At 70.4% G+C, this 23,090-nt stretch carries 19 protein-coding genes; 5 read left to right on the top strand and 14 right to left on the bottom strand.

The window, feature by feature from the left end; translation table 11 throughout:
• Positions 1 to 140 precede the first annotated feature (140 nt).
• Complete coding sequence (locus AC3WQY_RS06165; RefSeq protein WP_492706706.1) at positions 141 to 1,223, top strand: helix-turn-helix transcriptional regulator; 1,083 nt, start codon at positions 141 to 143, stop codon at positions 1,221 to 1,223.
• On the opposite strand, the gene AC3WQY_RS06160 is transcribed toward AC3WQY_RS06165, so the two are convergent.
• The gene (locus AC3WQY_RS06160) at positions 1,224 to 1,991 is read right to left on the bottom strand and encodes a type III pantothenate kinase (RefSeq protein ID WP_492706704.1); all 768 of its coding nucleotides are present in this window, start codon (positions 1,989 to 1,991) and stop codon (positions 1,224 to 1,226) included.
• Between the two features lie 139 nt (positions 1,992 to 2,130).
• Between AC3WQY_RS06160 and AC3WQY_RS06155 the strand changes: the two genes are divergently transcribed.
• A complete protein-coding gene (locus AC3WQY_RS06155; protein WP_492706888.1) occupies positions 2,131 to 3,870 on the top strand; it encodes a methyl-accepting chemotaxis protein in 1,740 nt (579 codons plus the stop codon).
• Positions 3,871 to 3,882: 12 nt separating this feature from the next.
• On the opposite strand, the gene AC3WQY_RS06150 is transcribed toward AC3WQY_RS06155, so the two are convergent.
• Genes AC3WQY_RS06150 through AC3WQY_RS06140 form a run of 3 tightly spaced genes read right to left on the bottom strand, consistent with a single transcriptional unit; the run spans position 3,883 to position 6,985 of the window.
• Positions 3,883 to 4,281, bottom strand: a complete 399-nt coding sequence (locus tag AC3WQY_RS06150; RefSeq protein WP_285233824.1) for a nuclear transport factor 2 family protein — start codon at positions 4,279 to 4,281, stop codon at positions 3,883 to 3,885.
• A gap of 35 nt (positions 4,282 to 4,316) precedes the next feature.
• Positions 4,317 to 6,458, bottom strand: a complete 2,142-nt coding sequence (locus AC3WQY_RS06145; RefSeq protein ID WP_492706701.1) for a molybdopterin cofactor-binding domain-containing protein — start codon at positions 6,456 to 6,458, stop codon at positions 4,317 to 4,319.
• On the bottom strand, positions 6,455 to 6,985 hold the full coding sequence (locus AC3WQY_RS06140) for a (2Fe-2S)-binding protein (RefSeq protein ID WP_492706699.1): 531 nt from the start codon (positions 6,983 to 6,985) through the stop codon (positions 6,455 to 6,457). Before AC3WQY_RS06140 ends, AC3WQY_RS06145 begins: the two co-directional genes overlap by 4 nt.
• Before the next feature lie 153 nt (positions 6,986 to 7,138).
• On the opposite strand from AC3WQY_RS06140, the gene AC3WQY_RS06135 reads away from it, so the two are divergent.
• Positions 7,139 to 8,026, top strand: coding sequence for a LytTR family DNA-binding domain-containing protein (locus tag AC3WQY_RS06135; RefSeq protein ID WP_492706697.1), 888 nt, complete (start codon positions 7,139 to 7,141; stop codon positions 8,024 to 8,026).
• On the opposite strand, the gene AC3WQY_RS06130 is transcribed toward AC3WQY_RS06135, so the two are convergent.
• Genes AC3WQY_RS06130 through nirB form a run of 5 tightly spaced genes read right to left on the bottom strand, consistent with a single transcriptional unit; the run spans position 7,978 to position 14,769 of the window.
• The gene (locus AC3WQY_RS06130; protein ID WP_492706695.1) at positions 7,978 to 8,436 is read right to left on the bottom strand and encodes a GNAT family N-acetyltransferase; all 459 of its coding nucleotides are present in this window, start codon (positions 8,434 to 8,436) and stop codon (positions 7,978 to 7,980) included. The two genes, AC3WQY_RS06135 and AC3WQY_RS06130, sit on opposite strands and share 49 nt — an antisense overlap.
• A gap of 3 nt (positions 8,437 to 8,439) precedes the next feature.
• Positions 8,440 to 9,210 (bottom strand): uroporphyrinogen-III C-methyltransferase, encoded by a 771-nt coding sequence (gene cobA, locus AC3WQY_RS06125; protein ID WP_492706693.1) that lies wholly within the window; start codon positions 9,208 to 9,210, stop codon positions 8,440 to 8,442.
• A complete protein-coding gene (locus tag AC3WQY_RS06120) occupies positions 9,207 to 11,954 on the bottom strand; it encodes a nitrate reductase (RefSeq protein WP_492706691.1) in 2,748 nt (915 codons plus the stop codon). The genes cobA and AC3WQY_RS06120 overlap by 4 nt, the downstream gene beginning before the upstream one ends.
• A gap of 1 nt (position 11,955) precedes the next feature.
• A complete protein-coding gene (gene nirD / locus AC3WQY_RS06115; protein ID WP_285233830.1) occupies positions 11,956 to 12,333 on the bottom strand; it encodes a nitrite reductase small subunit NirD in 378 nt (125 codons plus the stop codon).
• Between the two features lie 9 nt (positions 12,334 to 12,342).
• Positions 12,343 to 14,769 (bottom strand): nitrite reductase large subunit NirB, encoded by a 2,427-nt coding sequence (nirB, locus tag AC3WQY_RS06110; RefSeq protein WP_492706689.1) that lies wholly within the window; start codon positions 14,767 to 14,769, stop codon positions 12,343 to 12,345.
• A 65-nt stretch (positions 14,770 to 14,834) separates the two neighbouring features.
• Between nirB and AC3WQY_RS06105 the strand changes: the two genes are divergently transcribed.
• Positions 14,835 to 16,553 (top strand): bifunctional protein-serine/threonine kinase/phosphatase, encoded by a 1,719-nt coding sequence (locus AC3WQY_RS06105; protein WP_492706687.1) that lies wholly within the window; start codon positions 14,835 to 14,837, stop codon positions 16,551 to 16,553.
• A gap of 4 nt (positions 16,554 to 16,557) precedes the next feature.
• On the opposite strand, the gene AC3WQY_RS06100 is transcribed toward AC3WQY_RS06105, so the two are convergent.
• Entirely contained in the window at positions 16,558 to 17,820 is a 1,263-nt protein-coding gene (locus tag AC3WQY_RS06100; RefSeq protein ID WP_285233833.1) for an MFS transporter, read from the bottom strand.
• Between the two features lie 189 nt (positions 17,821 to 18,009).
• Between AC3WQY_RS06100 and AC3WQY_RS06095 the strand changes: the two genes are divergently transcribed.
• Complete coding sequence (locus AC3WQY_RS06095) at positions 18,010 to 19,260, top strand: ANTAR domain-containing protein (RefSeq protein ID WP_492706684.1); 1,251 nt, start codon at positions 18,010 to 18,012, stop codon at positions 19,258 to 19,260.
• On the opposite strand, the gene AC3WQY_RS06090 is transcribed toward AC3WQY_RS06095, so the two are convergent.
• From AC3WQY_RS06090 to AC3WQY_RS06075, 4 genes are all read right to left on the bottom strand, one after another.
• Positions 19,261 to 20,064, bottom strand: coding sequence for an ABC transporter ATP-binding protein (locus tag AC3WQY_RS06090; protein ID WP_492706681.1), 804 nt, complete (start codon positions 20,062 to 20,064; stop codon positions 19,261 to 19,263). It abuts the gene before it with no gap.
• 3 nt (positions 20,065 to 20,067) lie between these two features.
• On the bottom strand, positions 20,068 to 20,952 hold the full coding sequence (gene ntrB / locus AC3WQY_RS06085; RefSeq protein WP_492706678.1) for a nitrate ABC transporter permease: 885 nt from the start codon (positions 20,950 to 20,952) through the stop codon (positions 20,068 to 20,070).
• Positions 20,953 to 20,962: 10 nt separating this feature from the next.
• Entirely contained in the window at positions 20,963 to 22,180 is a 1,218-nt protein-coding gene (locus AC3WQY_RS06080; protein ID WP_492706676.1) for a CmpA/NrtA family ABC transporter substrate-binding protein, read from the bottom strand.
• A gap of 230 nt (positions 22,181 to 22,410) precedes the next feature.
• Positions 22,411 to 23,067 (bottom strand): ANTAR domain-containing response regulator, encoded by a 657-nt coding sequence (locus AC3WQY_RS06075; protein WP_285233838.1) that lies wholly within the window; start codon positions 23,065 to 23,067, stop codon positions 22,411 to 22,413.
• Between the last annotated feature and the right edge of the window lie 23 nt (positions 23,068 to 23,090).

Raw genomic sequence — 23,090 nt, 5'->3', positions numbered from 1 at the left:
CGCCCTGGTGGAGCGTCCCTGTCCCCTGCGGCGAGGACGACCAGCGCAGCGATACCCCATGACCGCAGGGCATGGCGGCCGCCCGCCCGTCATCAGAGTTGAGGATACGGCGGCGGGCGCTAGCCGCTAGCCTGCGCGGCATGAAGAGCATCAAGCACAGCCGCGTCCTCCACAAGCTGCGCGATCTGGCGGCGCTGGCGCTGCCGGCACAGCAGTTGCTGCCGGCCTATCTGCAGACCCTGCACGAGCTGATCCCCTCGCAGCGCAATCTGTTCGACTGGTGCGATGCACAGGGGAGGCTGACGCATTACTACATCGAGGGTCCAGTGGATGAGCGCATTGCGCGCCTGTACTTCGACGAGTTTCACAATCGGCGCGAGGCCGAGGTCATGCTGCCCTTTGCCAGCGCCTTGCGCGGCGCCGCCACCATCCACAGCGCCGGCGAGCTCAATACCAAGGCTTTCTTCAACTCCGCCCTGTACTGGGAGATCTGGCGCCCCCAGGGTCTCAAGTACCGGGTCGAGGCGATCGTGCGCGCGCCCGAGGGCCTGCCGCTGGGCTCGCTGGTGCTGTACCGCGGGCCCGGCGAGCCCTGTTTCAGCGCCGAGGAGGAAGCCCTGCTGCCCGCGGCCCTGCCCTATCTGGCTAGGCTGCTGCTGCGCCATGACGATGGAAAAGACGCGTGCAAGGACGAATGGGTGCCCAGCGCCGAGCCGATCGAAACCCTGCTGCTGGACGACGAGGGGCGGCTGCGCCACGCCAGTGCCGGGGCCATGCGCCTGCTGCTGCTGGCCGGCGATGGCCTGGCAGCCGGCAGCTTCGGCAGGTCGACGGGCGCCGAACATGCGGCGCTGATGCGCCTGCGGCAAGCCCTGCAGGGGCGGGACGAGGCCGACATCCTGCACGCCAGCGCCAGCGGCCGCTATCGCTTCCGGGCGCTGCGCCTGCACGCCCTGGCGCAAGACGATGCCGGCTGGCTGCAGGTGCAGATCACCCGGCTGGAGCCCGCCAGCCTGGCGTTGGAGCGCCGCCTGCTGGCGCTGCCGCTCTCGCATGGCCAGACCTCGGTGTGCCGCCTGCTGCTGCAGGGCTGCTCGCAACCCGAGGTGGCCAGGCGGCTGGCGGTGGCGCCCAGCACGGTGGCCGACCACACGCGCAAGCTCTACAAAAGCCTCGGCGTGCGCTCGCTGCAGGAACTCAGCGAGCGCGTGCGCAACCCATGATCACAGCGCCAGCCGATGTGACTGCAGCGCCAGCATGCCGTCGAAGATCAGCGGCTCGAGCAGCTCATGCGCAATCTCCAGCGTAGGCGCGACCTTCCAGCCGGCGCCGCCGGTCATGAAGGTATAGGGCTGGTGGCCGGCGCGCTTGGCCAGATGCCGGTGCATGCGTTCGATCGCGCCGGTGATGGCATAGGTGCCGCCGCTTGTGAGCGCGTCCGAGGTGTTGGTGGGGAATTCGCGCACCTCGCCGGTGGGCACGCGCAGGCCGGCGGTGCCGCCCTCGAGCGCGCGCAGCATGATGCCGTGGCCGGGCAGGATCAGCCCGCCGAGGAAATGGCCGCCGGCGTCCAGCGCGTCCACCGTCACCGCCGTGCCCACCATCACCACCAGGGCGGCGCGGTCGCCGCCGCGCTGCAGCACATGCGAGCGTGCCCCGATCAGGGCCACGAAGCGGTCCGCCCCGAGGCGGCCGGGATAGTCATAGCCATTGGTGACGCCGCCGGCATGGGCGCTCGAGACCACCCAGCGCGGTTCCAGATCCCACAGCTCGAGCTGCTCCTCGACGCGCCGGCGCACCGCGTCGCCGGCCACATTGCAGCCCAGCATGCTGTGCGGCGGGGTCAGGTCTTTCCATTCGGCCTCGGCCAACTGGTCGATGTTCTCCAGGAACACCGCGCCATGGGCCAGCAGCACCGCCCCGGGCTGGGGCGAGGCATAGACGGCCCATTTGAGGCGGGTATTGCCGATGTCGATGGCGAGAAAGCTCATGGGAAAAGCGCTGCTGGCGGGGGCGACCCTCGCAGCCTAACAGCAGTTGCGCGCCTCAAGTCGGTGCAGTTCCGGCCGAAATTGCCGTATGGTGGTGCCACGCCACGCTCCGCAACAAAAACCGAGACAAGCCGCGATGATGAAGTCACTCTCGATCTCCACCAAGCTCTGGATTCCGGTCATGGTGATGGCCGTGTTCATGGTGCTGATGACCACGGTTGCCGCCACGCGCACGCGCCATCTGCAGGCCATCGCCAAACAGACCCAGGAGCAGCAGCAGCGCAAGTTCGAGCTGGCGCTGAGCTGGCGCGGCATGACCGAGGCGAATGCCGGGCGCGCGCTCGCCTCGCTGGCGGCCAGCGACAGCAGCGCGGCGGACGCGCTCAAGAGTGACATCGAGGCCACCACCGCGCGCATCTCCGAGCTGCAGAAGGAGCTCGAAGGCATCGCCACCGAGCCCGACGAGAAGGCCGCGATGGCGCGCATCGCCGACACGCGCAAGAGCTATATCGCCGCGCGCGCGGCGGCCACCAAGCTCAAGAGCGAGGGCAATGCCGAGGGCGCCAAGCAGGCGCTGGAGCAGAACGTGCGCCCGGCCATCGCCAGCTACCTCGGCGCGCAGCAGGACTTCGTCAAGCTCGAGAACGCCAAGTCCGACGAGCTGCGCGATGCCGCGGGCGCCGAGCGCATGCGCACGGTCTGGAGCGTGGCCGCGGTGATGGGCCTGATCGTGCTGGTGCTGGCCTTCGTCACTCGCTACCTGATCAAGACCATTTCGGCGCCGCTGCACGAGCTGGTGGTGCAGGCCGAGCAGATCGGCCGCGGCGACCTGAGCGCCAGCATCGCCTCCGACCGCAAGGACGAGATCGGCGATGTGCAGCGCGCCCTCGGCCAGATGAAGGATTCGCTCAACAAGGTGGTGGCCGAGGTGCGCCGCAGCACCGACAGCATCCAGACCGCCAGCGCCGAGATCGCCACCGGCAACACCGACCTGAGCCAGCGCACCGAGCAGACCGCCTCCAATCTGCAGCAGGCCGCCAGCTCGATGAGCCAGCTCACCGGCACGGTGCGCCAGAGCGCCGAGAGCGCCGCCACCGCCAACCAGCTCGCCAGCAGCGCCGCCCAGGTGGCGCAGCGCGGCGGCCAGGTGGTGGGTCAGGTGGTGAGCACCATGGACGAGATCAACAGCAGCTCGAAGAAGATCGGCGACATCATCGGCGTGATCGACGGCATCGCCTTCCAGACCAATATCCTCGCCCTCAATGCGGCGGTGGAAGCTGCGCGTGCCGGCGAGCAGGGCCGCGGCTTCGCGGTGGTGGCCAGCGAGGTGCGTTCGCTGGCCCAGCGCAGTGCCGAGGCGGCCAAGGAGATCAAGACCCTGATCGGCGCCAGCGTGGAACGCGTGGAGGCCGGCGCGCGCCTGGTGCAGGACGCCGGCACCACGATGGAGGAGATCGTCGCCAGCGTCGGTCGCGTCAGCGACATCATCGGCGAGATCTCGGCCAGCACCGTCGAGCAGAGCGAGGGCATCGGCTCGGTGAACGGCGCGGTGGTGCAGCTGGACCAGATGACGCAGCAGAACGCCGCCCTGGTGGAAGAAAGCGCCGCAGCCGCCGAGTCGCTGAAGGACCAGGCCGTCAAGCTGGCCGGGCTGGTGAGCAGCTTCAAGCTCAGCGGTGGCGAGAGCGCGGCGGCCGCGCCGCGTGCCCCCAGCTACGCCGCGCCGTCCCCGATGGCGAAAAAGCCAGCGCCCAAGGCGGCTGCCGGCATCAAGCCGGCCGCGCCCAGGCCGCCAGCCTCGGCCAAGCCGGCCGCGCCTCGCCCCGCACCGGCACCCACGCCCAGTGCTGGCACCGAGCATGACTGGGAGAGCTTCTAAGAGCGCGCGCCCTCAGGGTGCGGCGGCGGCCTGCGGCTGCGCATGGAAGGTCTTGCTGACGATCTTCCACTCGCCGGCGATCTTGAGCAGGGCCATATGGTCCACAAAGCGCATGGTCGGATAGTCCAGCACCACCTTGGCCAGCGCGGCATCGCCGCTGAGGTCGAGGATTTCAACGCTGCGCCGGCGCTGCGCCTCGTCGGCGGCGGGCTTGCCGCCGAAGCGGGCGGCGTATTGCTCCACGCTCCATGCAATCGGCTGGCCATTGAGTTGGCCGACGATGCGGGCATCGGCGGCAAAGGCCTTGCGCATCCAGTCGGCCTCGCCGCTCTCGTGGGCGCGCAGATAGTTCTGCAGGGGCACGCGCACGGCGTCCAGTTCGTGGCCCTGGGCCAAGGCGTTGCTGCTCATCAGGCATGCTCCAAAAAATAGTAGAAGGGCTTGCTTCACGAATTCCCCCGCTGGGCTTGCGACGGCTCGGCACGGCCCCGCAGCAGGGCGGGCAGCTGGGCCCAGGGCAGGCGGGTGACGCGCCCTCCGCCGGCGGCGGCCCAGGCATTCAGCAGCGCCGGCGCCAGCGAGGGCACACCCTTCTCGCCCGCGCCGCTGGGATGCTCGGCGCCGGGGCGCAGGTGCACGTGCACCGCGGGCATCTCGCTGTGGCGCAGCAGGGGGTAGGCGTCGAAGTTGCGCGCCTGCGGCCGGCCGTCCACATAGCGCAGCTCGGCCAGCATGCCCGAGAGCGCCCAGGCCACCCCGCCCCCGAACTGCGCGCGCACCTGGTCGGGTGCCACCACCAGGCCGCAGTCCACCGCCACGTCCACCCGCTCTATGCCCCAACCGTGGGGGCCGCGCGCCAGGCTCACCAGGTGCGCGACAAACACGCCATAGGGCGCGCCACGCTCCTCGTCCTGCTCCTGGAAGACGGCCAGGCCCTGGGCCCGGCCGGGGCGCGGCGGCCATTGCCAATCGCCCGCCGCCAGCACCGCCTCGAGCACGCGGCGCATGCGCGGGGCCTGCAAGAGGCCCAGGCGAAAGCGCGCCGGGTCGGCGCCGGCGCGCACGGCCAGCGCGTCGATACCCTGCTCCTGCACCAGGCAGTTGGCCACATGGCCGATGCCGCGCCAGATGCCGCAGGGGATGGCCGTGCGCACGCCGCCGCTCTCGGTATGCAGCGCCGCCACGCGGTAGGCCTGCATGGCGAGGCCGGCGTGGGATAGATAGTCCTGGTCGGGCGGCAGCTGCTGATCGCTGCCGTACCAGGGCAGCACCGCCGCCGCCACGGCCTGGTGGCGCCAGGCCGCGATCGTACCGTCGGGGGCCAGCTGGGCGAACAGGCGGTGTTCGCTGGCGGGCCGCACCGGATCGCTGGCGAACTCGTCCGCGCGGCTGTAGAGCGCATGCCAGTCCTGCGCCGGGCGGCCGGCCTCGCGCCAAGCCTGGATCAGGCGCTCCAGCGCGTCGTGGTACTGCTTGCGGCCGAAGCCGCCACCCAGCCAGCATTTGCGCAGGCCATAGTCCTCGGCCTTGCCGCCCAGCAGGCGCTGCAGGCTGCGCCGCGCGCCGGCCGGGCTTTGCGTGGCCAGCCAGGCCTCGGCACTAGCGCCGCGCCACACCGCCGCCGGCGGCTCCAGCGTGGCATGGGCCAAGAAGGGCATTTGAAATTGCAGGCTGATGCTGCGCGCCGGATCGGGCGCGGGCCAGTCGGCGCCGGCGCGCTGCTGCTCGAACAGAGAGCGCCGCCAGCGCGCCGCAAAGGCGCGCTGCAGCGCGGCGTTGTCGTTGGGCGCCGGGTCGCTGCGGCGCAGTTGCACGCGCAGCGCGTCGCGCGCCTGCCAGGCCGACCAGGTATCGTCCGCCAGCACCGCCACTGCCGTCGGGCCGGCCAGCAGGCGCACCCCGGCCGGCGCGCGCTGCACGCGCACGACGCTGTAGCCATGCGGCGGGATCCAGAAGGCCAGGGCCTGGCTGTGCGCGGCCGCGGCATCGACGCCGTAGACGGCGCGGCCGCGCAGCTTCTCGGCCATGTCCAGGCGCGGCAGCACCGCACCCAGCGGCGGCAGGCCGGGGCGCAGCGGCGGCGCGGCGATCTGCGGCTCACGCAGCTGCGCCCACAGCTGCCGATAGTCCAGCGCGCCGGCCGGGCCATGCACGGCACCACCGGCGCAGCGCAGGGCCGCGGGCGGCAGGGCCCAATGGTGGCCCGCGGCCTCCAGCAAGGCCTGGCGCAGCAGTGCACCGGCCTGGCGGTAGACCAGGAACTGGCTGTGCAGGCTGTCGCTGGCGCTGGTGCCCTGGCGCTTGATGGCGGCGGGGATGTCGGCATGCTCGATGCGCAGCTGCGCCCAGGGCAGGTCCAGCTCCCAGGCCAGCAGCTGGGCCAGGCCGCTGGCGACCCCCTGGCCCATCTCGGAACGGGCGATGCGCAGGAGCAGGCCCTGCACCGGGTCGATCAGCAGCAGCGGATGCAGCAGCGGGCCGGGCGCCGTCTCGTCGGCATGGCCGCTGCGCCACAGCAGGGTGCCGCTGGCCGAGAGCCCCAGCAGGATAGTGCCGCGCAGCAGGTCGCGGCGGCTCAGGCCGCTCATGGCGCCGCCTCCTGCGTCAGCGGGCCGGGCCCCGGCCGCGCCGTGCCCGGCGCCAGCAGGCCCAGCTCGGCCGCCGCGTCCAGCACCGCCCGGCGTATGCGCAGGTAGCTGCCGCAGCGGCACAGATTGCCCTCCATGGCGGCGATCACATCGGCCTCGCTGATCGGGCGCCCCTGCGCCAGCAGGGCGGCGGCACTCATGATCTGGCCGGTCTGGCAATAGCCGCACTGGGCGACCTGATGGCGCTCCCAGCTGCGCAGCAGCGGATGCTCGAGGGCCTGTGCCGCCAGCCCCTCGATGGTGCTGACCTGCTGGCCCCGCAGCGCCCCCACCGGCACCTGGCAGGCGCGCGCCGCGGCGCCGTCGATATGCACCGTGCAGGCGCCGCAAAGGCCGGCGCCGCAGCCGAACTTGCTGCCCCTGAGCCCGCCCACATCGCGCAGAAACCACAGCAGCGGAATCCCTGCATCCACCTCGCCGCGCAGCGGCGCGCCATTCACCTGCAACTCCACCATCACCTTGCCCACGCTCGCCTCCCGAATTGAAGGCCCCCAGCCTAGGGTGCACGGCGGCCCGCGTGACGAGGCTTGTGACCAGCGCCGGGGCGCTGGGACGAGCGGCTGGGCCCTGGGACGAATGGCGAATGGCTGGGCGCGCGGCCTGGCTTACCATGCGCGGCCATGCACAACGCATCCCCTGCCATCTCGCTTGAGACCCCGTGGATCGACACGCGGCTGTACGCCTTGCTGCTGCGCGGCCGGGTATGGCCGGTGGCCTTGGTCCTGTTCGCCGCCACCGCGCTCTACTGTGCCGCCAGCCGCCTGCTGCATGGCAGCCGGCTGGACTGGGGCCATTGCGCCCTGCCCTGGGCGGCGGCCGTCAGCCTGCCCTGGGTGGCGGCCTGGGTGCTGGCGCGGCGCGGCTGGCGCCCGGCCCGGCGCGGCGCCCTGTGGGCCTGGGCAGCGACGCTGGCCGCGCTGGCCTGGGCCGGCCGCCTCGGGCTGGAATGCCTGCTGCTGGGCTTTGACGCCGGCACCGCGCTGCGCGACAGCTTCGCCGCCCTCTCCACCTGGCCGGTGGCGACGCTGGCCTATGCGCTGATCCTGCATTGGCGCGGCCCGCCCGCACCGGCGCCGCTGCCGGCCGCCGCAGCGCCGGCCTTGATCGAGCTGCCGCAGAGCCCGGGCGAACGCCTGGCCTGGCCCGAGGTGGAGGCGGTGCTGGCGGCGGGCAACTATGTGGAGCTGTGCGTGCGCGGCCGGCGCCACCTGCTGCGCAGCACCATGGCCGACACCGAGGCCCTGCTGGCGCCCATGCCCGGCAGCGCTTTTGTGCGCATCCACCGCACCGTGCTGGTCAATCTGGCCGCGGTGCAGGGCCTGACGCGCGCGCCCGGCGCGGCGCTGACGGTGCTGATGCGCGACGGCAGCCAGCACCCGGTGAGCCGGCGCCGCCAGGCCGAGCTGGAAGCCGCCTGGCAGCGGCATCGATCAGCCAGCGCCGCCCCCGCCAACGCTCATCACGACAGCCGCTTCTGCATGAACACGCTCAGCGGGTCGTCGCGGTAGCTGCCAAACGGGCCGCGGCGCGTGTAGCCCAGCGCCGCGTAGAAGGCCAGCGCCTCGGGCTGGAAGGGCCCGGTTTCGAGCTTGAGCAGGGCGCAGCCGCGTGCCAGCGCGGCCGCCTCGAGCGCGGCCAGCAAGCGCCGCGCCAGGCCCTGGCCACGGCAGGCCGGGCTCACGAACATGCGCTTGAGCTCGCCATAAGCGGCGCCCAGCACCACCGCGCCGCAGCCGACGGCCCGCCCGGCGGCATCGCGCGCCACCGCGAACAGCACGTTCGCCTGCCGCAGCGCGGCCAGGTCCAGCACATGGCGGCTCTCCGGCGGATAGAGCCGGTCCTGGTAGGCATCGAGCTCGGCGATCAGCGCGATCACCTCGGGCTGATCGGGTGATTCAAAACCGATCGCTGCCGCCATCGCTCAGGCGCTCCTCTGCAGGCCCAGCTCGGCCTGTAGGCCTTGCCAGGCGGCGCTGAGCCCCACCACCTCGCCCACCACCAGGATGGCCGGGCTGGCGAGTTGCTCGCGCAACAGCATGGCGGGCAGCTCGGCCAGGCGGCTGAGCTGCTGGCGCTGGCGCGGCGTATGCGCCGAGGCGATCGCCGCGGCTGGGGTATGGGCAGGCAGGCCGCCGTCGACGAGGGCCTGCACGATGGACTCGGCGCGCGCCAGCCCCATATAGATCACCAGGGTCAGCCGGCTCTGCGCCAGCGCGGCCCAGTCTGGCGCCACCCCACCCTCACCGTTATGCCCGGTCACCAGGGCCACACCGGGGGTGCAGCGGCGGTCCGTCACCGGCACGCCGATGCTGGCGGGCGCGGCCAGGCCGGCGCTGATGCCGTTCACCACCTCCACCGCGATGCCGGCGGCCTGCAGCGCGTCCATCTCCTCGCCGCCGCGGCCGAACACAAAGGGGTCGCCGCCCTTCAGGCGCACGACGCGGTGGCCGGCGCGCGCCTCGCGGATCATCAGCTCGTGGATGAAGCGCTGCTCGGTGGAGATGCAGCCACCGCGCTTGCCGACGCGCAGCACGCGCGCGGCGGGGTTCGCCAGCGCCAGCACGCGGGCGTCGACCAGGTCGTCGCTGAGGATGACCTCGGCGCTCTGCAGGCGCTTCAGTGCCTTCAGCGTCAGCAGTTCGGGGTCGCCGGGGCCGGCGCCAAGCAGGCAGACGGGGTGGCTTGTGGTCATGGGGAAACCTCCTCGGTTTGGGCGGCCACCAGGCGCCGCAGCGCCGGCAGGCAGGAGCCGCATTGGGTGCCGCAGCGCAGCGCACTTTGCAGGCCCGCCAGGCGTTCGGCCGGCGTGCCGCTGCAATTGCCAAGCTGGCGACGGATGCTGGCCTCGGACACGTCGAAACAGTTGCAGACCTGGGGGCTGCGCGCGGCGGCGGGCGCCGTCTCCAACTGCTCGGGCGCGAGCAGCTGGCGGCCATGGGGGGCCACCGGCAGGGCATCGCGCCACAGCGGCAATAACCAGGCGGCGGTGCCGCGCTCGCCCACCAGCAGCAGGGCCTGCAGGCGCGCCTCGGTGCCCTCGCCCTGCAGGCGCAGCAGCCGGCTGCGGCCGCGCTGGCTGTCGGCATAACGCAGCACCCCCATGCCGCGCAGGCCCAGCGCCTCGGCCAGGCGCGCCACCAGGGCGGCCGGCGGCGCCTCGGCGCTGGCGGCCTCGAAGCTCAAGCCCTCGCGTCCCTCCGGACCGGCCACCGGGACGCAATGCGCATAGGCGAACTCGGCCAGCAGGGCGCGCAAACTGGCACGCATCGCCGCACCCTCGCCGGCGCTGCACCAGGCCGCGCCACTGAGCCGCCAGGGCAGCTCCAGGCGCTGCAGCGAGATGGCGGCGTACTTCAGCTCGGGCTGCTTGGAATCGGGGCAGAAGCCCGGCTGGGTGAGCGCGTTGACGCCCAGCCCGGCGACGAACTCACTGCCCCAGTGCATGGGCACATAGGCCTGGGCGGGCGCCATGCCGGCATCGGCGCGCAGCGGCAGCGTCAACTCGCCCTGCGCCGAACGCAGGCGCACCAGATCGCCCTCGGCCAGGCCGCGGCGCGGCAGCTCCTGCGGGTGCAGGCTCAACGCCGGCGCGCCCTCGTGGCCGAACAGGCGCGCCACCACGCCGCTGCGGCTCATGCCATGCCATTGGTCGCGCAGGCGGCCGGTGCTGAGCGCGAGCGGATATTGCGCATTCGCCGGGGCCAGCGGCAGGGCAAACGGCTGGCTGACGAAGCGGGCGCGGCCATTGGCGGTGGCGAAGCGGCCGTGTTCGTAGAGCCGGGCCCGGCCTTGCAGCGCGCCCTCGGGAAAGGGCCATTGCTGCGGGCCGGCGCGGTCCAGCAGCGCATAGCTCAGGCCGCTGATGTCGAGGTCGCGGCCACGCGTGGCCTCGCGGTGTTCCAGCCAGAGCTGCTCGGGCCGCTCGTAGCCAAAGCGGCGCGGCAGGCCCAGGCGCTTTTCCAGCGCAGCGGCGATGTCGCTGACGATCTGCCAATCGGCCCTGGCCCGGCCCGGCGGCGGCACGGCGGCGCGCACGCGCGAGATGCGGCGCTCGCTGTTGGTGACCGTGCCCTCCTTCTCGCCCCAGGTGGCGGCGGGCAGCAGCACATCGGCATAGGCGGCGGTGGCGGTGTCGGCAAAGGCCTCCTGCAGGATCACCAGCTCGCAGCGCTCCAGCGCGCGGCGCACCAGGGCCTGCTCGGGCAGCGACTGGGCCGGGTTGGTGCAGGCAATCCAGAGCGCCTTGATCTCGCCGCGCGCCGCCGCCTCGAACAGCTCCACCGCGGTCTTGCCCGGTTTCTCGGGCAGGGCCTCGACGCGCCAGAGCCGCGCGATCTCGGCGCGGTGTTCGGCATTGGCGGGGTCGCGATGGCCGGGCAGCAGCGTGGCCATGCCGCCGGTCTCGCGCCCGCCCATCGCATTGGGCTGGCCGGTGAGCGAGAACGGCCCGGCGCCGGCGCGGCCGATCTGGCCGGTGGCCAGGTGCAGATTGATGAGCGCGGTGTTCTTGGCGGTGCCGCTGCTGCTCTGGTTCAGGCCCATGCAGTAGAGCGAAAGGCTGGCGGGCGAGCGGGCAAACCACGCGGCCGCCTGCAGCAGATCGGCCTCGGCAATGCCACAGACGCGCGCCGCCGCGGCCGGCGTCATGGCACGCACCAAAGCTTTCAGCGCCTCGAAGCCCTCGGTGTGCGCGGCGATGAAGGCCTGGTCTATCCAGCCCTCCCAGATGCAGGCGTGCAGCATGCCGTGGAACAGCGCCACATCGGTGCCGGGCAGGATCTGCAGATGCAGGTCGGCGAACTCGGCGCTCTCGGTGCGGCGCGGATCCACCACGATGATCTTCATGCCGGGCCGCTGCTGGCGGGCGGCCTCGATGCGGCGGAACAGGATGGGGTGGGCCCAGGCCGGATTCGCGCCGGCGATGAAGAGGCAATCCGCCAGCTCCAGATCCTCGTAGCAGGCCGGCGGCGCATCGGCGCCCAGCGCCTGCTTGTAGCCCACCACCGCCGAGCTCATGCACAGGCGCGAGTTGCTGTCGATATTGTTGGTGCCCACCACCGCGCGCGCCAGCTTGTTGAAGGCGTGGTAGTCCTCGGTGAGCAGCTGGCCCGAGATGTAGAAGCCGATCGCGTCGGGGCCATGTTCGGCCCGGATGGCCGCGAGCCGCGCCGCGATGCGCTCGTTCGCCTCGTCCCAGCCGAGCGCCTCGGGCGCCGCGCCGCGCGCGGGCCGCCAGGCCGGCTGCAGCAGCCGGCGCGTCTGCAGCACCATGGGCGTGGCGGTGAGGTGCAGGGTCGATCCCTTGCTGCACAGGCGGCCGAGGTTGGCCGGGTGCTCGGGGTCGCCGCGCACGCCGGTGATGCGGGCGCCCTCGCTCTCGATGATCACCCCACAACCGACGCCGCAGTAGGGGCAGGTGGAGCGTGTCTCGGTCATCTCAGCAAGCCCTGGCGCAGGGCCCCGCCTTGACGGGCTGCAGCTCGATCGCGATGGTGTCGAGCTCATGCTGGTTCAGCAAGACCTGACCCTCTTCAACGCGCACCGTGAAGGTGGGCGTGGCGCCCTCGTCGGGCTCGCGCGCGCAGCCGCTGTCCAGCGCGATGGTCCAGTTGTGCAGGGGGCAGGCGACGGCCTTGCCGAACACGATGCCCTGGCTCAAGGGCCCGGCCTTGTGCGGGCAGCGGTCCAGCAGCGCAAACACCTGGTCGTCGACGGTGCGGAACAGCGCCACTTGCGGCCCCTGGGCGCGCTGCACGCGGCGGGCGCCCAGCACGGGGATGTCGGCCACGGCGCAGATGGTTTTCCAGTCACTCATAAGGGCTCCTCAAACAGCTTCAAACTGGCGCAGATCGACCTTGGCCTGGTCGAAATCGAACCAGGGATCGGGCTCGCCATCGAGCGCGAACTGCAGCTCGGCCCAGAGCGCGCGGCGCCCCGCGTGATCGTCCAGGATGCGGGCCTTCACATGGTCCAGGCCCACGCGGCCGACGTAGTGCACGGTGCGCTCCAGGTACCAGCCCTCCTTGCGGTAGAGCTGCATGAAGGCGCCGGTGTACTCCAGCACCTCCTCGGCCGTCTTCAGCTTGGTGAAGAAATGCGCCACCTCGGTCTTGATGCCGCCGTTGCCGGCGATATACATCTCCCAGCCGCTGTCCACGCCGATGATGCCCACGTCCTTGATGCCGGCCTCGGCGCAGTTGCGCGGGCAGCCGCTGACCGCGAACTTGACCTTGTGCGGCGCATACATGCGCCACATCGCGCGCTCCAGGTCCTTGCCCATCTGGGTGCTGTCCTGTGTGCCCATGCGGCACCATTCCGAGCCCACGCAGGTCTTCACCGTGCGCAAGGCCTTGGCATAGGCGTGGCCCGAGGGCATGCCGATGTCCTTCCAGACGTTCACCAGGTCTTCCTTCTTCACGCCCAGCAGGTCGATGCGCTGGCCGCCGGTGACCTTGACGGTGGGAATCTGGTACTTGTCCACGGCATCAGCAATGCGGCGCAGCTCCGAACTGTTGGTCTCGCCGCCCCACATGCGCGGGATCACGCTGTAAGTGCCGTCCTTCTGGATATTGGCGTGGGCGCGCTCGTTGATGAAGCGGCTCTGCGGATCGTCCTGCGCCTCCTTGGGCCAGGAGGAAATCAGGTAGTAGTTCAGCGCCGGCCGGCAGCTGGCGCAACCGTTGGGCGTCTTCCAGCCCAGGGTCTGGTAGACCGCATCCAGGCTGGTGAGGTGCTCCGCAAAAATGGCATCGCGCACGTCCTGGTGGCTCATGTCGGTGCAGGCGCAGATCGCCTTCTTCTTGGGCGTGGCCGAATAGTCACCACCGGCGGTGAACATCAGCAGCTGCTCCACCAGTCCGGTGCAGCTGCCGCAGGAGGCGCTGGCCTTGGTGTGCTTGCGCACCTCTTCCAGCGTGAACAGGCCCTTCTCCTTGATGGCCTTGCAGATCGTTCCCTTGTTGACGCCGTTGCAGCCGCAGACCTCGTCGCTGTCGGCCATGGCGGCCGCCTTGCTATGCCCCTGGTGGCCAACGTCGCCGATATTGCTTTCGCCGAACATCAGCTTGTCGCGGATGTCGGCCACCTTGCGGCCCTCGCGCAGCAGCTTGAAGTACCAGCTGCCGTCGACGGTGTCGCCGTAGAGGCAGGCGCCCACCAGCTGGTCGTTCTTGATGACGAGCTTTTTGTAGACCCCGGCGAAGGGATCGCTCATCACGATCTCCTCGCTGCCCTCGCCCCCCATGAAATCGCCGGCCGAGAACAGGTCGATGCCGGTGACCTTGAGCTTGGTGCTGGTCTGGCTGCCCTGATAGCGGCCGATGCCGAACTCGGCCAGATGCGTGGCGCAGACCTTGCCCTGCTCGAACAAGGGCGCGACCAGGCCGTAGGCAATGCCGCGGTGCGCCGCGCATTCGCCAACCGAGTAGATGCGCGGATCGGTGGTGGTCTGCATGGTGTCGCTGACGACGATGCCGCGGTTGCAATGGATGCCGGCCGATGCGGCCAGCTCGGTATTGGGGCGGATGCCGGCGGCCATCACGACGAGGTCGGCCGGGATCTCCTTGCCGTCCTTGAACTGCACCGCCATCACGCGGCCGTCTTTGTCACCAATCAGCGCCTGGGTCTGCGCGCCGAGCAGAAAGCGCAGGCCGCGCTGCTCCAGCGATTTGCGCAGCAGCTCGCCGGCCTGGTCGTCGAGCTGGCGCTCCATCAGCCAGTCGCCCAGGTGCACCACCGTCACCTGCATGCCGCGCAGCATCAGGCCGTTGGCGGCCTCCAGGCCCAGCAGCCCGCCGCCGATCACCACCGCATGCCGGTACTTGGTGGCGGCCTCGATCATGGCGTTGGTATCGGCGATGTCGCGGTAGGCGATCACGCCGTCCAGGTCCTTGCCGGGCACCGGCAGGATGAAGGGGCTGGAGCCGGTGGCAATCAGCAGGCGGTCGTAATCGGCCTCGGTGCCATCCTCTGCAATCACGCGGCGCTTGATGCGGTCGATCTGCGTCACCTGCTTGCCCAGGTGCAGGGTGATGCCCTGCTCTTCGTACCAGGAGAGCGGGTTGAGGATGATCTCGTCCACCGTCTGCTCGCCGGCCAGCACCGGGCTCAAGAGGATGCGGTTGTAGTTGGGATGCGGCTCGGCGCCGAACACCGTGATGTCGTAGAGATCCGGCGCGATCTTCAGCAACTCTTCCAGGGTGCGCACACCGGCCATGCCGTTGCCCACCAACACCAGCTTCATCTTTTTCATGAGCGCACCTCGCATCGACTTGAAATTTGATTCGCACAATCCATGCCCGACCAATAATCGCGGCCATGAGTTTTGACATTGCCATCGGCCTGGCCAGCGCGCGCGGCCCGCGTGCCGATATGGAAGACTGCGCCGCGGTGCAGCGCGATGCCGCACGCGGCTGGATTGCCGCGGTGGCCGATGGCGTCTCGGCCGGCGGCGGCGGCCGCATGGCGGCGCGCACCACCGTCACCAGCCTGGTGCAGGACTTCTTCGCCGCACCGGCCGACTGGGACGTCAGCGTGGCGCTGGACCGCCTGATCAGCGCGCAGAACACCTGGCTCTACGGCCATAACCGGCGCCAGCGCCAGGCCGAGCACGACGAGCCCGCCGCGCTCACCACGCTCAGCGTGCTGGCCCTGCATGGCGACCGCTACACCCTCGCCCATGTGGGCGACACCCGCATCTACCTGCTGCGCGGCGGCGAGTGCCTGGCGCTGACGCAGGACCACAAGACCGATGAAGGAGGAGGCGGCGCGCATTTCGCGCGCCTGGCCCGCGCCATCGGCCTGCGCGAGCGCCTGCAGATCGACTACGCCAGCGGCGAGCTGCATGCCGGCGATCGCCTGCTGCTGTGCACCGATGGCGTGCATGGCGCGCTGAGCGCCAAGGCCCTGGCCCAGCTGGCCGGCGGCCATGGCACGGACGAACCGCAGGCCGCCGCCGAGGCGCTGGTGCAGGCCGCGCTGGCCGCGGGCAGCCACGACAACGCCACCGCCCTGCTCCTGCAGGTGCGCGGCCTGGGCAGCGAAGGCAGCAGCCTGCTGGACGCTGACCAGGGCCTGCCGGTGCCGCCGCTGCTGGCGCCGGGCGCGCAGCTCGACGGCCTGACGGTGCAGGCCCTGGTGGCCGACAACGGCGTGCACCGGCTCTACCGCGTGCAGCGCCAGTCCGACGGCCAGCTGCTGGCGCTCAAGACCCTCTGCGAGGGCCGCGCCGGTGACCCGCAGGAACGCGCCATGCTGGCCCATGAGGGCTGGCTGGGCCAGCGCCTCGCCGGCGCCGGCCTGGTGCGCGTGCATGCCCATGCCGGCGCTGCTTCCTGCTTCTACCTCTTGTTCGACTGGCAGGAGGGCCAGACCCTGGAGCAGCTGATGAAGGGGGACGAGGGCCGTCCGACCTTGGCGCAGTTCCTGAGCGCGGCCAGCGCGCTGGCCGCGGCCCTGGGCCGCCTGCACCGCGCCGGCGTGGTGCATCGCGACATCAAGCCCGCCAATCTGCAACTGGGCGCCGACGGCCAATGGCGCATCCTCGACCTGGGCGTGGCGCTGTCGGGCCGCGAGCCCGAGGCCCTGCGCGATCTGCACGCCGGCACGCCCAGCTACATCAACCCCGAGCAATGGGCCGAGCCGCCCGCAGCGCCCGATGCCGGCAGCGATCTCTACGCCCTGGGCGTGACGCTCTACCAATGGCTCACCGGCCACCTGCCCTATGGCGAGATCGAGCCCTACCAGAGCGCGCGTTTCCGCCGCGATCCGCGCGCGCCCTCGCGCAGCCGGCCCGAGGTGCCGATCTGGCTGGACCATGTGCTGCTGAAGGCGGTGGCGCGCGAGGCCAACAGCCGCTTCGAGACCGCCGAGGAATTGCTGCTGGCGCTGGAGCGCGGCGCCGCGCGCCCCCTGCCCGCCCCCGGCAGCACGCCACTGGCGCGCCGCAACCCGCTGGCGCTGTGGCAGATCGCGCTGGGCATCTCCTTGTTGTTCAACGCCCTGCTGGTCTACTGGCTCTTGTTCCTGCCGCGATGAATGATCAGGCCTCATAGCTGGCCTTGCCGGTAGGCTTCGCGGCGCGTGGCGCAGGCCCCGCGGGCCGGGCGCGGCCGCCGCGCTCTGCCCAGGTGCGGGTCCAGCGGATCTGCACCACGCGCAGCATCGCCAGCATCGCCAGCGCAAGGACGGCGAAGGCGACGAAACCCCACAGATAGCTGCCGACATGCTGCTTGGACAGGCCCATGGCATTGGGCAAGAAACCGCCACCCAGCGCACCGATCTCGCCGATCATCGAGCCCGCCACCGCGGTGCTGAGCGGCCAGCGCAGCGGCACCAGCTGGAACAGCGCGCCGTTGCCGGCGCCAAGGGCGGCAAAGCACAGCATGAAGAGCAGGGTCGTCACCGCCACCGACTGGCCGCTGAGCCCGCACAGCAGCAGGCTGCCCGCCACCAGCAGCAGCACGCCGCTGAGGGTGTTGACGCCGCCGATGCGGTCCGAGATATAGCCGCCCGCCACGCGCACCGCCGAGCCCATCAGGGTGGCCAGCATGGTGAGTTGGCCGGCCTCGATCTTGGTGACCTTGAACTGGTCGTAGAAATAGGTGGGCAGGAAGCTGGCGAGGCCGATGAAGCCGCCGAAGGTGACGATGTAGATCAGGCTGAAGGCCCAGCCGTCCTTCTCCCACAGGCAGGCCAGGTGCTCGCGCAGGCTCTGGTGCTCGCGGTCCGGCGGCTCCTTGGCGGCGAACCACATCACCGCCATCGGCAGCAGCATGGTCAAGGCGGCAAGGCCGTAGACGGCCTGCCAGCCATAGGCGGTGGCCAGCGGCGGCGCGAACAGCACGGCCAGCACCGTGCCCGAATTGCCCGCGCCCGCCAGGCCCATGGCCAGGCCCTTGTAGCGCGGCGGGAACCAGCCGCTGCCCAGCGACAGCGCCACGCCGAAGCTGGCGCCGGCGATGCCCAAGAGCACGCCCATCAGCAGCACCTCGTTGTAGCTGTCCACCATGGTGTAGCCGAAGGCCAGGGCGGCGACGATCAGGCTCATCTCCACCATCGCCGCGTTCTTGCGGCCGATGTATTGCGAGAGCACGCCCAGCGGAAAGCGCATCAGCGCGCCGGCCAGGATGGGCACCGAGATCATGAAGCCCTTCTGCGCGGCATTGAGCCCGAAGCTTTCGCTGATGAAGGGCGCCATGGCACCGTTCAGCACCCAGACCGCAAAGCAGAAGTCGAAGTACAGGAACGAGGCCAGCAGGGTGGGCCAATGACCGGAGCGCACAAAGGTCTTGAAGCTGGACATGCTGCGGATCGCCAGGTTGAGGGACAGAAGAAGAACGCCAAAAGGCCGCGTCGAGCACCGGGCTCGTCGAGGCCTTGAAAAAGGAAGCTGTGAGAAAGAAACCGCGGCGCGCCATTGCGCCACGCCTGGGTACCTGCAAGTGCCGTGCCAAGGGCGGGCGGGGCCTGCCTTGCCTTATGCTGGCGCCCCATGTCCGAGCCCGATCTGCCCAGCCATCTGCTCCTGCTGAACCCGCCCGATGAAGGCTTGGCGGAGGCCATGCGGGCGCTGGGCTGCAGCGTGCAAATCTGCCGCGAGCGCCACGCTTTGGTGCAGCACGCACTGGAACAGCCCAGTTCCGCCTTGCTGCTGTGCGCCGCCAGCGGCGCCGAGTTGGACCTGTGGCTGGAGGCCCTGGCTGACATGAGCCCCCCCCTGCCCGGGGTCTGCATCGCCGCGGCGAGCAGCAGTGCGGCACAGCAGCAACGCGGCCTGGCCCTGGGCCTGCAGGTCTGGCTGGCCGCAATGCCGCCGCCCGCCGAGCTGCTGCGCCAGCTGCGCTGGGCGGTTTGGCAGGCGCGCCGCCTGGAGGCCCTTCAAACCCAGCTGGACGAGCGCAAATGGACCGAGCGCGCCAAGGGCCTGCTGATGGCGGCGCGCGAGATCGACGAGGACAGCGCCTTCCGCCTGCTGCGCGAGACCGCCATGCAAGCCCATTTGCGCCTGGGCCAGGTGGCGCGCTCGGTGGTGCAGGCGGCGCAGCTGGCCGAGGCGGTGAACCTGGCCGGCCAGCAGCGCATGCTCTCGCAACGCCTGGTGAAGCTGATGGCGCAACGCGCCGCCGGCATCGAGGCGCGCCGCGCCAAGGCCTTGCAGGATGAATCCGCCGCCCGCGTGGATGCCAATCTGGCGCGCCTGCCCGCCCTGCTGGGCGCCGAGCATGGGCCGGCGCTGGGCGGCCTGCAACAGGCCTGGCAGGCCCTGCGCGGCCTGCTGGTGGGCAAGCCCACGGCCGATGTGCTGCGGCGCGCCGAGGCCGCCGCCCAGACGCTCCTGCAGCGCTCCGAGCAGCTCACCGCGACGGTGGTGGCGGCAGGCGCGCAGCAGCCACTGCGCCTGGTGAATCTGTGCGGCCGCCAGCGCATGCTGAGCCAGCGCCTGGCCAAGCAGGCCTTGCTGGCCGATCTCCTGAACGGGCAAGACCCGACCCTGCTGGGCGCGGGCTTGAGCGAGTTCGAGGCCGGCCTGCTGGAGCTGGAGGCGGCGCCGCTCAGCAACGCCGAGATCCGCGCGCTGCTGGCCGAGGTGCGCGAGGAATGGCTGCGCCTGCTGCGCAGCCTGCGCGAGACCCAGGGGCCCGAGGCCGCCGCCGGCCTGGCGCGCAGCAGCGAGCTGCTGTTGAGCCAGCTCGACGCGCTGACCGCGCAATACCAGCAGAGCCTGCAGACCCTCCTGGCCTGATCAGGCGGCGTTCTCGACGCGGCGATGCCGCGTGTAGAGAAAATCGATCACCGCCTTGCGCGCCGCGACATAGCGCGCGTCCTCGGCCAGGGCCACGCGTTCGCGCGGGCGCGGCAGGTCCACCGCATAGATCTCGCCGATGCTGGCGGCGGGGCCGTTGCTCATCATCACGATGCGGTCCGAGAGCAGCACCGCCTCGTCGACATCGTGCGTCACCATCACCACCGTGCTGCGGGTGCGCGCGACGATCTTCAGGAGCTCGTCCTGCAGATGCGCGCGCGTCAGCGCATCCAGCGCGCCGAAGGGCTCGTCCATCAGCAGCACCTTGGGCTCCATCGCGAGCGCGCGCGCGATGCCCACGCGCTGCTTCATGCCACCCGAGATCTCGTGCGGGCGCTTGAACATGGCGTGGCCCATGCCCACCAGCTCGAGTGCATCCTCGGTACGCTGCATCAACTGGCGCTTGAGTTCGCGCCCGCCGAACACCGATTCCACCGCCAGCAGCACGTTGTCGAAACAGCTCAGCCACGGCAGCAGCGAATGGTTCTGGAACACCACCGCGCGCTCGGGGCCGGGCTCGGCGATCTCGCGGTTGTCGCACAGCAGCACGCCGCTGGTGGGGCGCAGCAGGCCGGCGATCAGGTTCAGCAAGGTGCTCTTGCCGCAACCCGAGTGGCCGATCAGGGTGATGAACTCGCCGCGCTGCACCTGCAGCTCGATCTGGTGCAGCGCGTGGAAGGAGCCCTTGCGGGTGTTGAAGCGCATCTCGACGTTCTGCACCTCGATGAAAGCTCGCTGGCTCATGATTCACTCCTCCTCGAAGCTGAAGCGTTTGGCGACGGCGATCAGGGCCCATTCGAGCAGCAGGCCGACGATGCCGATCACGAAGATGGCGATGATGATGTGCTGGACGTTGAGGTTGTTCCACTCGTCCCAGACCCAGAAGCCGATGCCCACCCCGCCGGTCAGCATCTCGGCCGCCACGATCACCAGCCAGGCCGTGCCCACCGAAAGGCGCACGCCCGTCAGCACATAGGGCAGCACGGCGGGCAGCAGGATGCGGGTGATGACCTTCCATTCGCTGAGCTTGAGCACCCGGGCCACATTCAGGTAGTCGGCCGGCACGCGCTGCACGCCCACCGCGGTGTTCACCACCATGGGCCAGATCGAGCAGATGAAGATGGTCCAGATCGCGGCCGGATTGGCGCTCTTGAACACCAGCAGGCCGATCGGCAGCCAGGCCAGCGGCGAGACCGGCTTGAGCAGGCTGATGAGCGGCGAGACCATGCGGCTGGCGAACTCGAAGCGGCCGATGATGAAGCCCAACGGGATGCCCACCGCGGCGGCCAGGCCGAAGCCCAGGCCCACGCGCTGCAGCGAGGCCAGGATGTTCCAGCCTATGCCCTGGTCGTTCGGGCCGTTGCGGTAGAACGGATCGGCGAACAGCTTGAGGGCGGCATCGAAGGTGAGGGCCGGGGTGGGAAAGCTGCCACCCTTTTGCGTCAGCAAGCCCCACACCCCCACCAGCAGCGCCAGGCCCAGCACCGGCGGCAGCACGCGCATCCAGAGGGCGCGCCAGTCGAAGGGCGGCCTGGCTGGCCGGGCGGGGAGCGGCGCCCTGGCCATCGGCTTGGCCGGCGCGGCGTCCTCGCGGGTGGCCGCGAGCGGATCATGAAAGACAGCGGAGACCATGGCGCCCTCCTCAGGCTTTGACTTTGAAGGCATCGGCGTACTTGGCAGGGTCCTTGCCATCCCACGCCAGACCATCGATGAACTTGCTGCTGCGCATCGGCTCCTTGGGCACGCTGATGTTCAGCTGCGCCGCCGCCTGCTTGTAGAGCTCGATCTGGTTGATCTGCCTGGCCACGCCCAGGTAGTCGGGATGCTCCTTCAGCAGGCCCCAGCGCTTGTGCTGGGTGAGGAACCACATGCCGTCGCTGAGGTAGGGAAAGGTCACCGCCCCGTCGTTGAAGAACTTCATGTGGTTGGGGTCGTCCCAGGTCTTGCCCAGGCCGTTCTGGTAACGGCCCAGGATGCGCTGGTTGATCGCATCGACGCCGGTGTTGACATAGGCCTTGTCGGCGATCACGTCGGCCATCTTCAGCTTGTTCTGCAGGCCGGCATCGATCCAGCGGCCCGCCTCCAGCACGGCCATGATGACGGCGCGCGCGGTGTTGGGGTACTTCTTGGCGAACTCGCCCGTCGTGCCCAGCACCTTCTCGGGATGGTCCTTCCAGACGTCCTGGGTCGTCACCGCGGTGATGCCGATGCCGTCCATGATGGCGCGGTGGTTCCAGGGCTCGCCGACGCAGTAGCCGTCCATATTGCCGACGCGCATGTTCGCCACCATTTGCGGCGGGGGCACGGTGATGACCTTGGCGTCCCTGACCGGGTTCACGCCATGCGCGGCCAGCCAGTAGTTGAGCCACATCGCATGCGTGCCGGTGGGGAAGGTCTGCGCAAAGGTGTATTCACGCTTCTCGGCCGCCATCAGCTTGGCCAGCGAGGCGCCATCGATGGCACCCTTGTCGGCCAGCTTTTTCGACAGCGTGATGGCCTGCCCATTGTTGTTGAGCGTCATCAGCACGGCCATGTCCTTCTTGGGGCCGGCAATGCCCAGGTGCACGCCATAGATCAGGCCGTAGAGCACATGGGCCATGTCGAGTTCGCCGTTCACCAGCTTGTCGCGCACGCCGGCCCAGGAGGCCTCCTTGGTGGGGATGATCTTGATGCCGTACTTCTTGTCGAAGCCCAGCACCGCGGCCATCACCACGCTGGCGCAATCGGTCAGCGGGATGAAGCCGATGCGCACCTCCTCCTTCTCGGGCTTGTCGGAGCCGGCGGCCCAGACCGTGGGGTGCAGCGCCCCCACGGCAGCACCGGCGGCGCCGGCCAGCAGCTTGCGACGGTCTTCGCTCATCAAACCCTCCTTGCGCTTCACATTCATGGCCTTCTCCAACAAACAAGTCTTGAAAGAAAAAAGGAAAAGGCGCCACGACCAGCCAGTGCCGGCAAGCGCCAGCAACAGGGGTCGGACGCCTTTGTCCGGAATCGAATCAATCGTGAGCCCGCGCCGTTGCGGTCTCAACCTTGTTTAGCAGGAGCCGTGCCAGCCCTTGCAGCGCCGCCATGCACGCTTGCAAGGCGGAATCAGCCGCCGCGCACCCCGATTTGGTGCGGACGCAGCAGGGCCTGCGCCTCGATGATGCGGTCGGCCACCTCGGCCAGCGGCTCGCCGCGGTCCATCGCCAGGCGGCGCAGGCGCTTGTAGGCCGCGTCTTCGTCCAGGCCCAGCTCCTGCATCAGGATGCCCTTGGCCCGCTCCACGCTCTTGCGGCCGGCCAGCTGAGCCTGGGCGCGGCCCAGCTCCTGGCGCAGGGCGAGGTCTTGCTCGAAGCGCGCGATCGCCACCTGCAGCACCGGCGCCAGGCGCTCGGCCTGCAGGCCCGCCACCACATAGGCGCTCACGCCGGCCTTCAGCGCCCGGCGCATCGGGTCGTCGCTGGCATCCTCGGAGAACACCACCACTGGCCGCGGCATGCGTTCGTGCAGGGCCGCCAGGTTTTCCACCGTGTCGCGCGTGGGCGATTCGCTGTCGACGATCACCACATCGGGCTTGAGGCGCAGCACGCAGTCGTGGATCAGGGTGGCCTGCTCGATCACACCCACTACCTCGCAGCCCTGGCGCGTCAGCTCCTCGCGGATCAGCTGCACGCGATTGGCGCCGTCGTCGATCAGCAGCACGCGCAGGCCGGGGGTGGCGGCGCGGGGATCGGGGTGCGGCGATGGCGGCGTGGGCAGCGACATGTGGGGCTGCGCTCACGCAACTT

Source organism: Roseateles sp. FW301-B2 (assembly GCF_058788955.1).
Note: the sequence above shows the minus strand (reverse complement) of the source record. Positions and strands in the feature narration are given on the sequence as shown.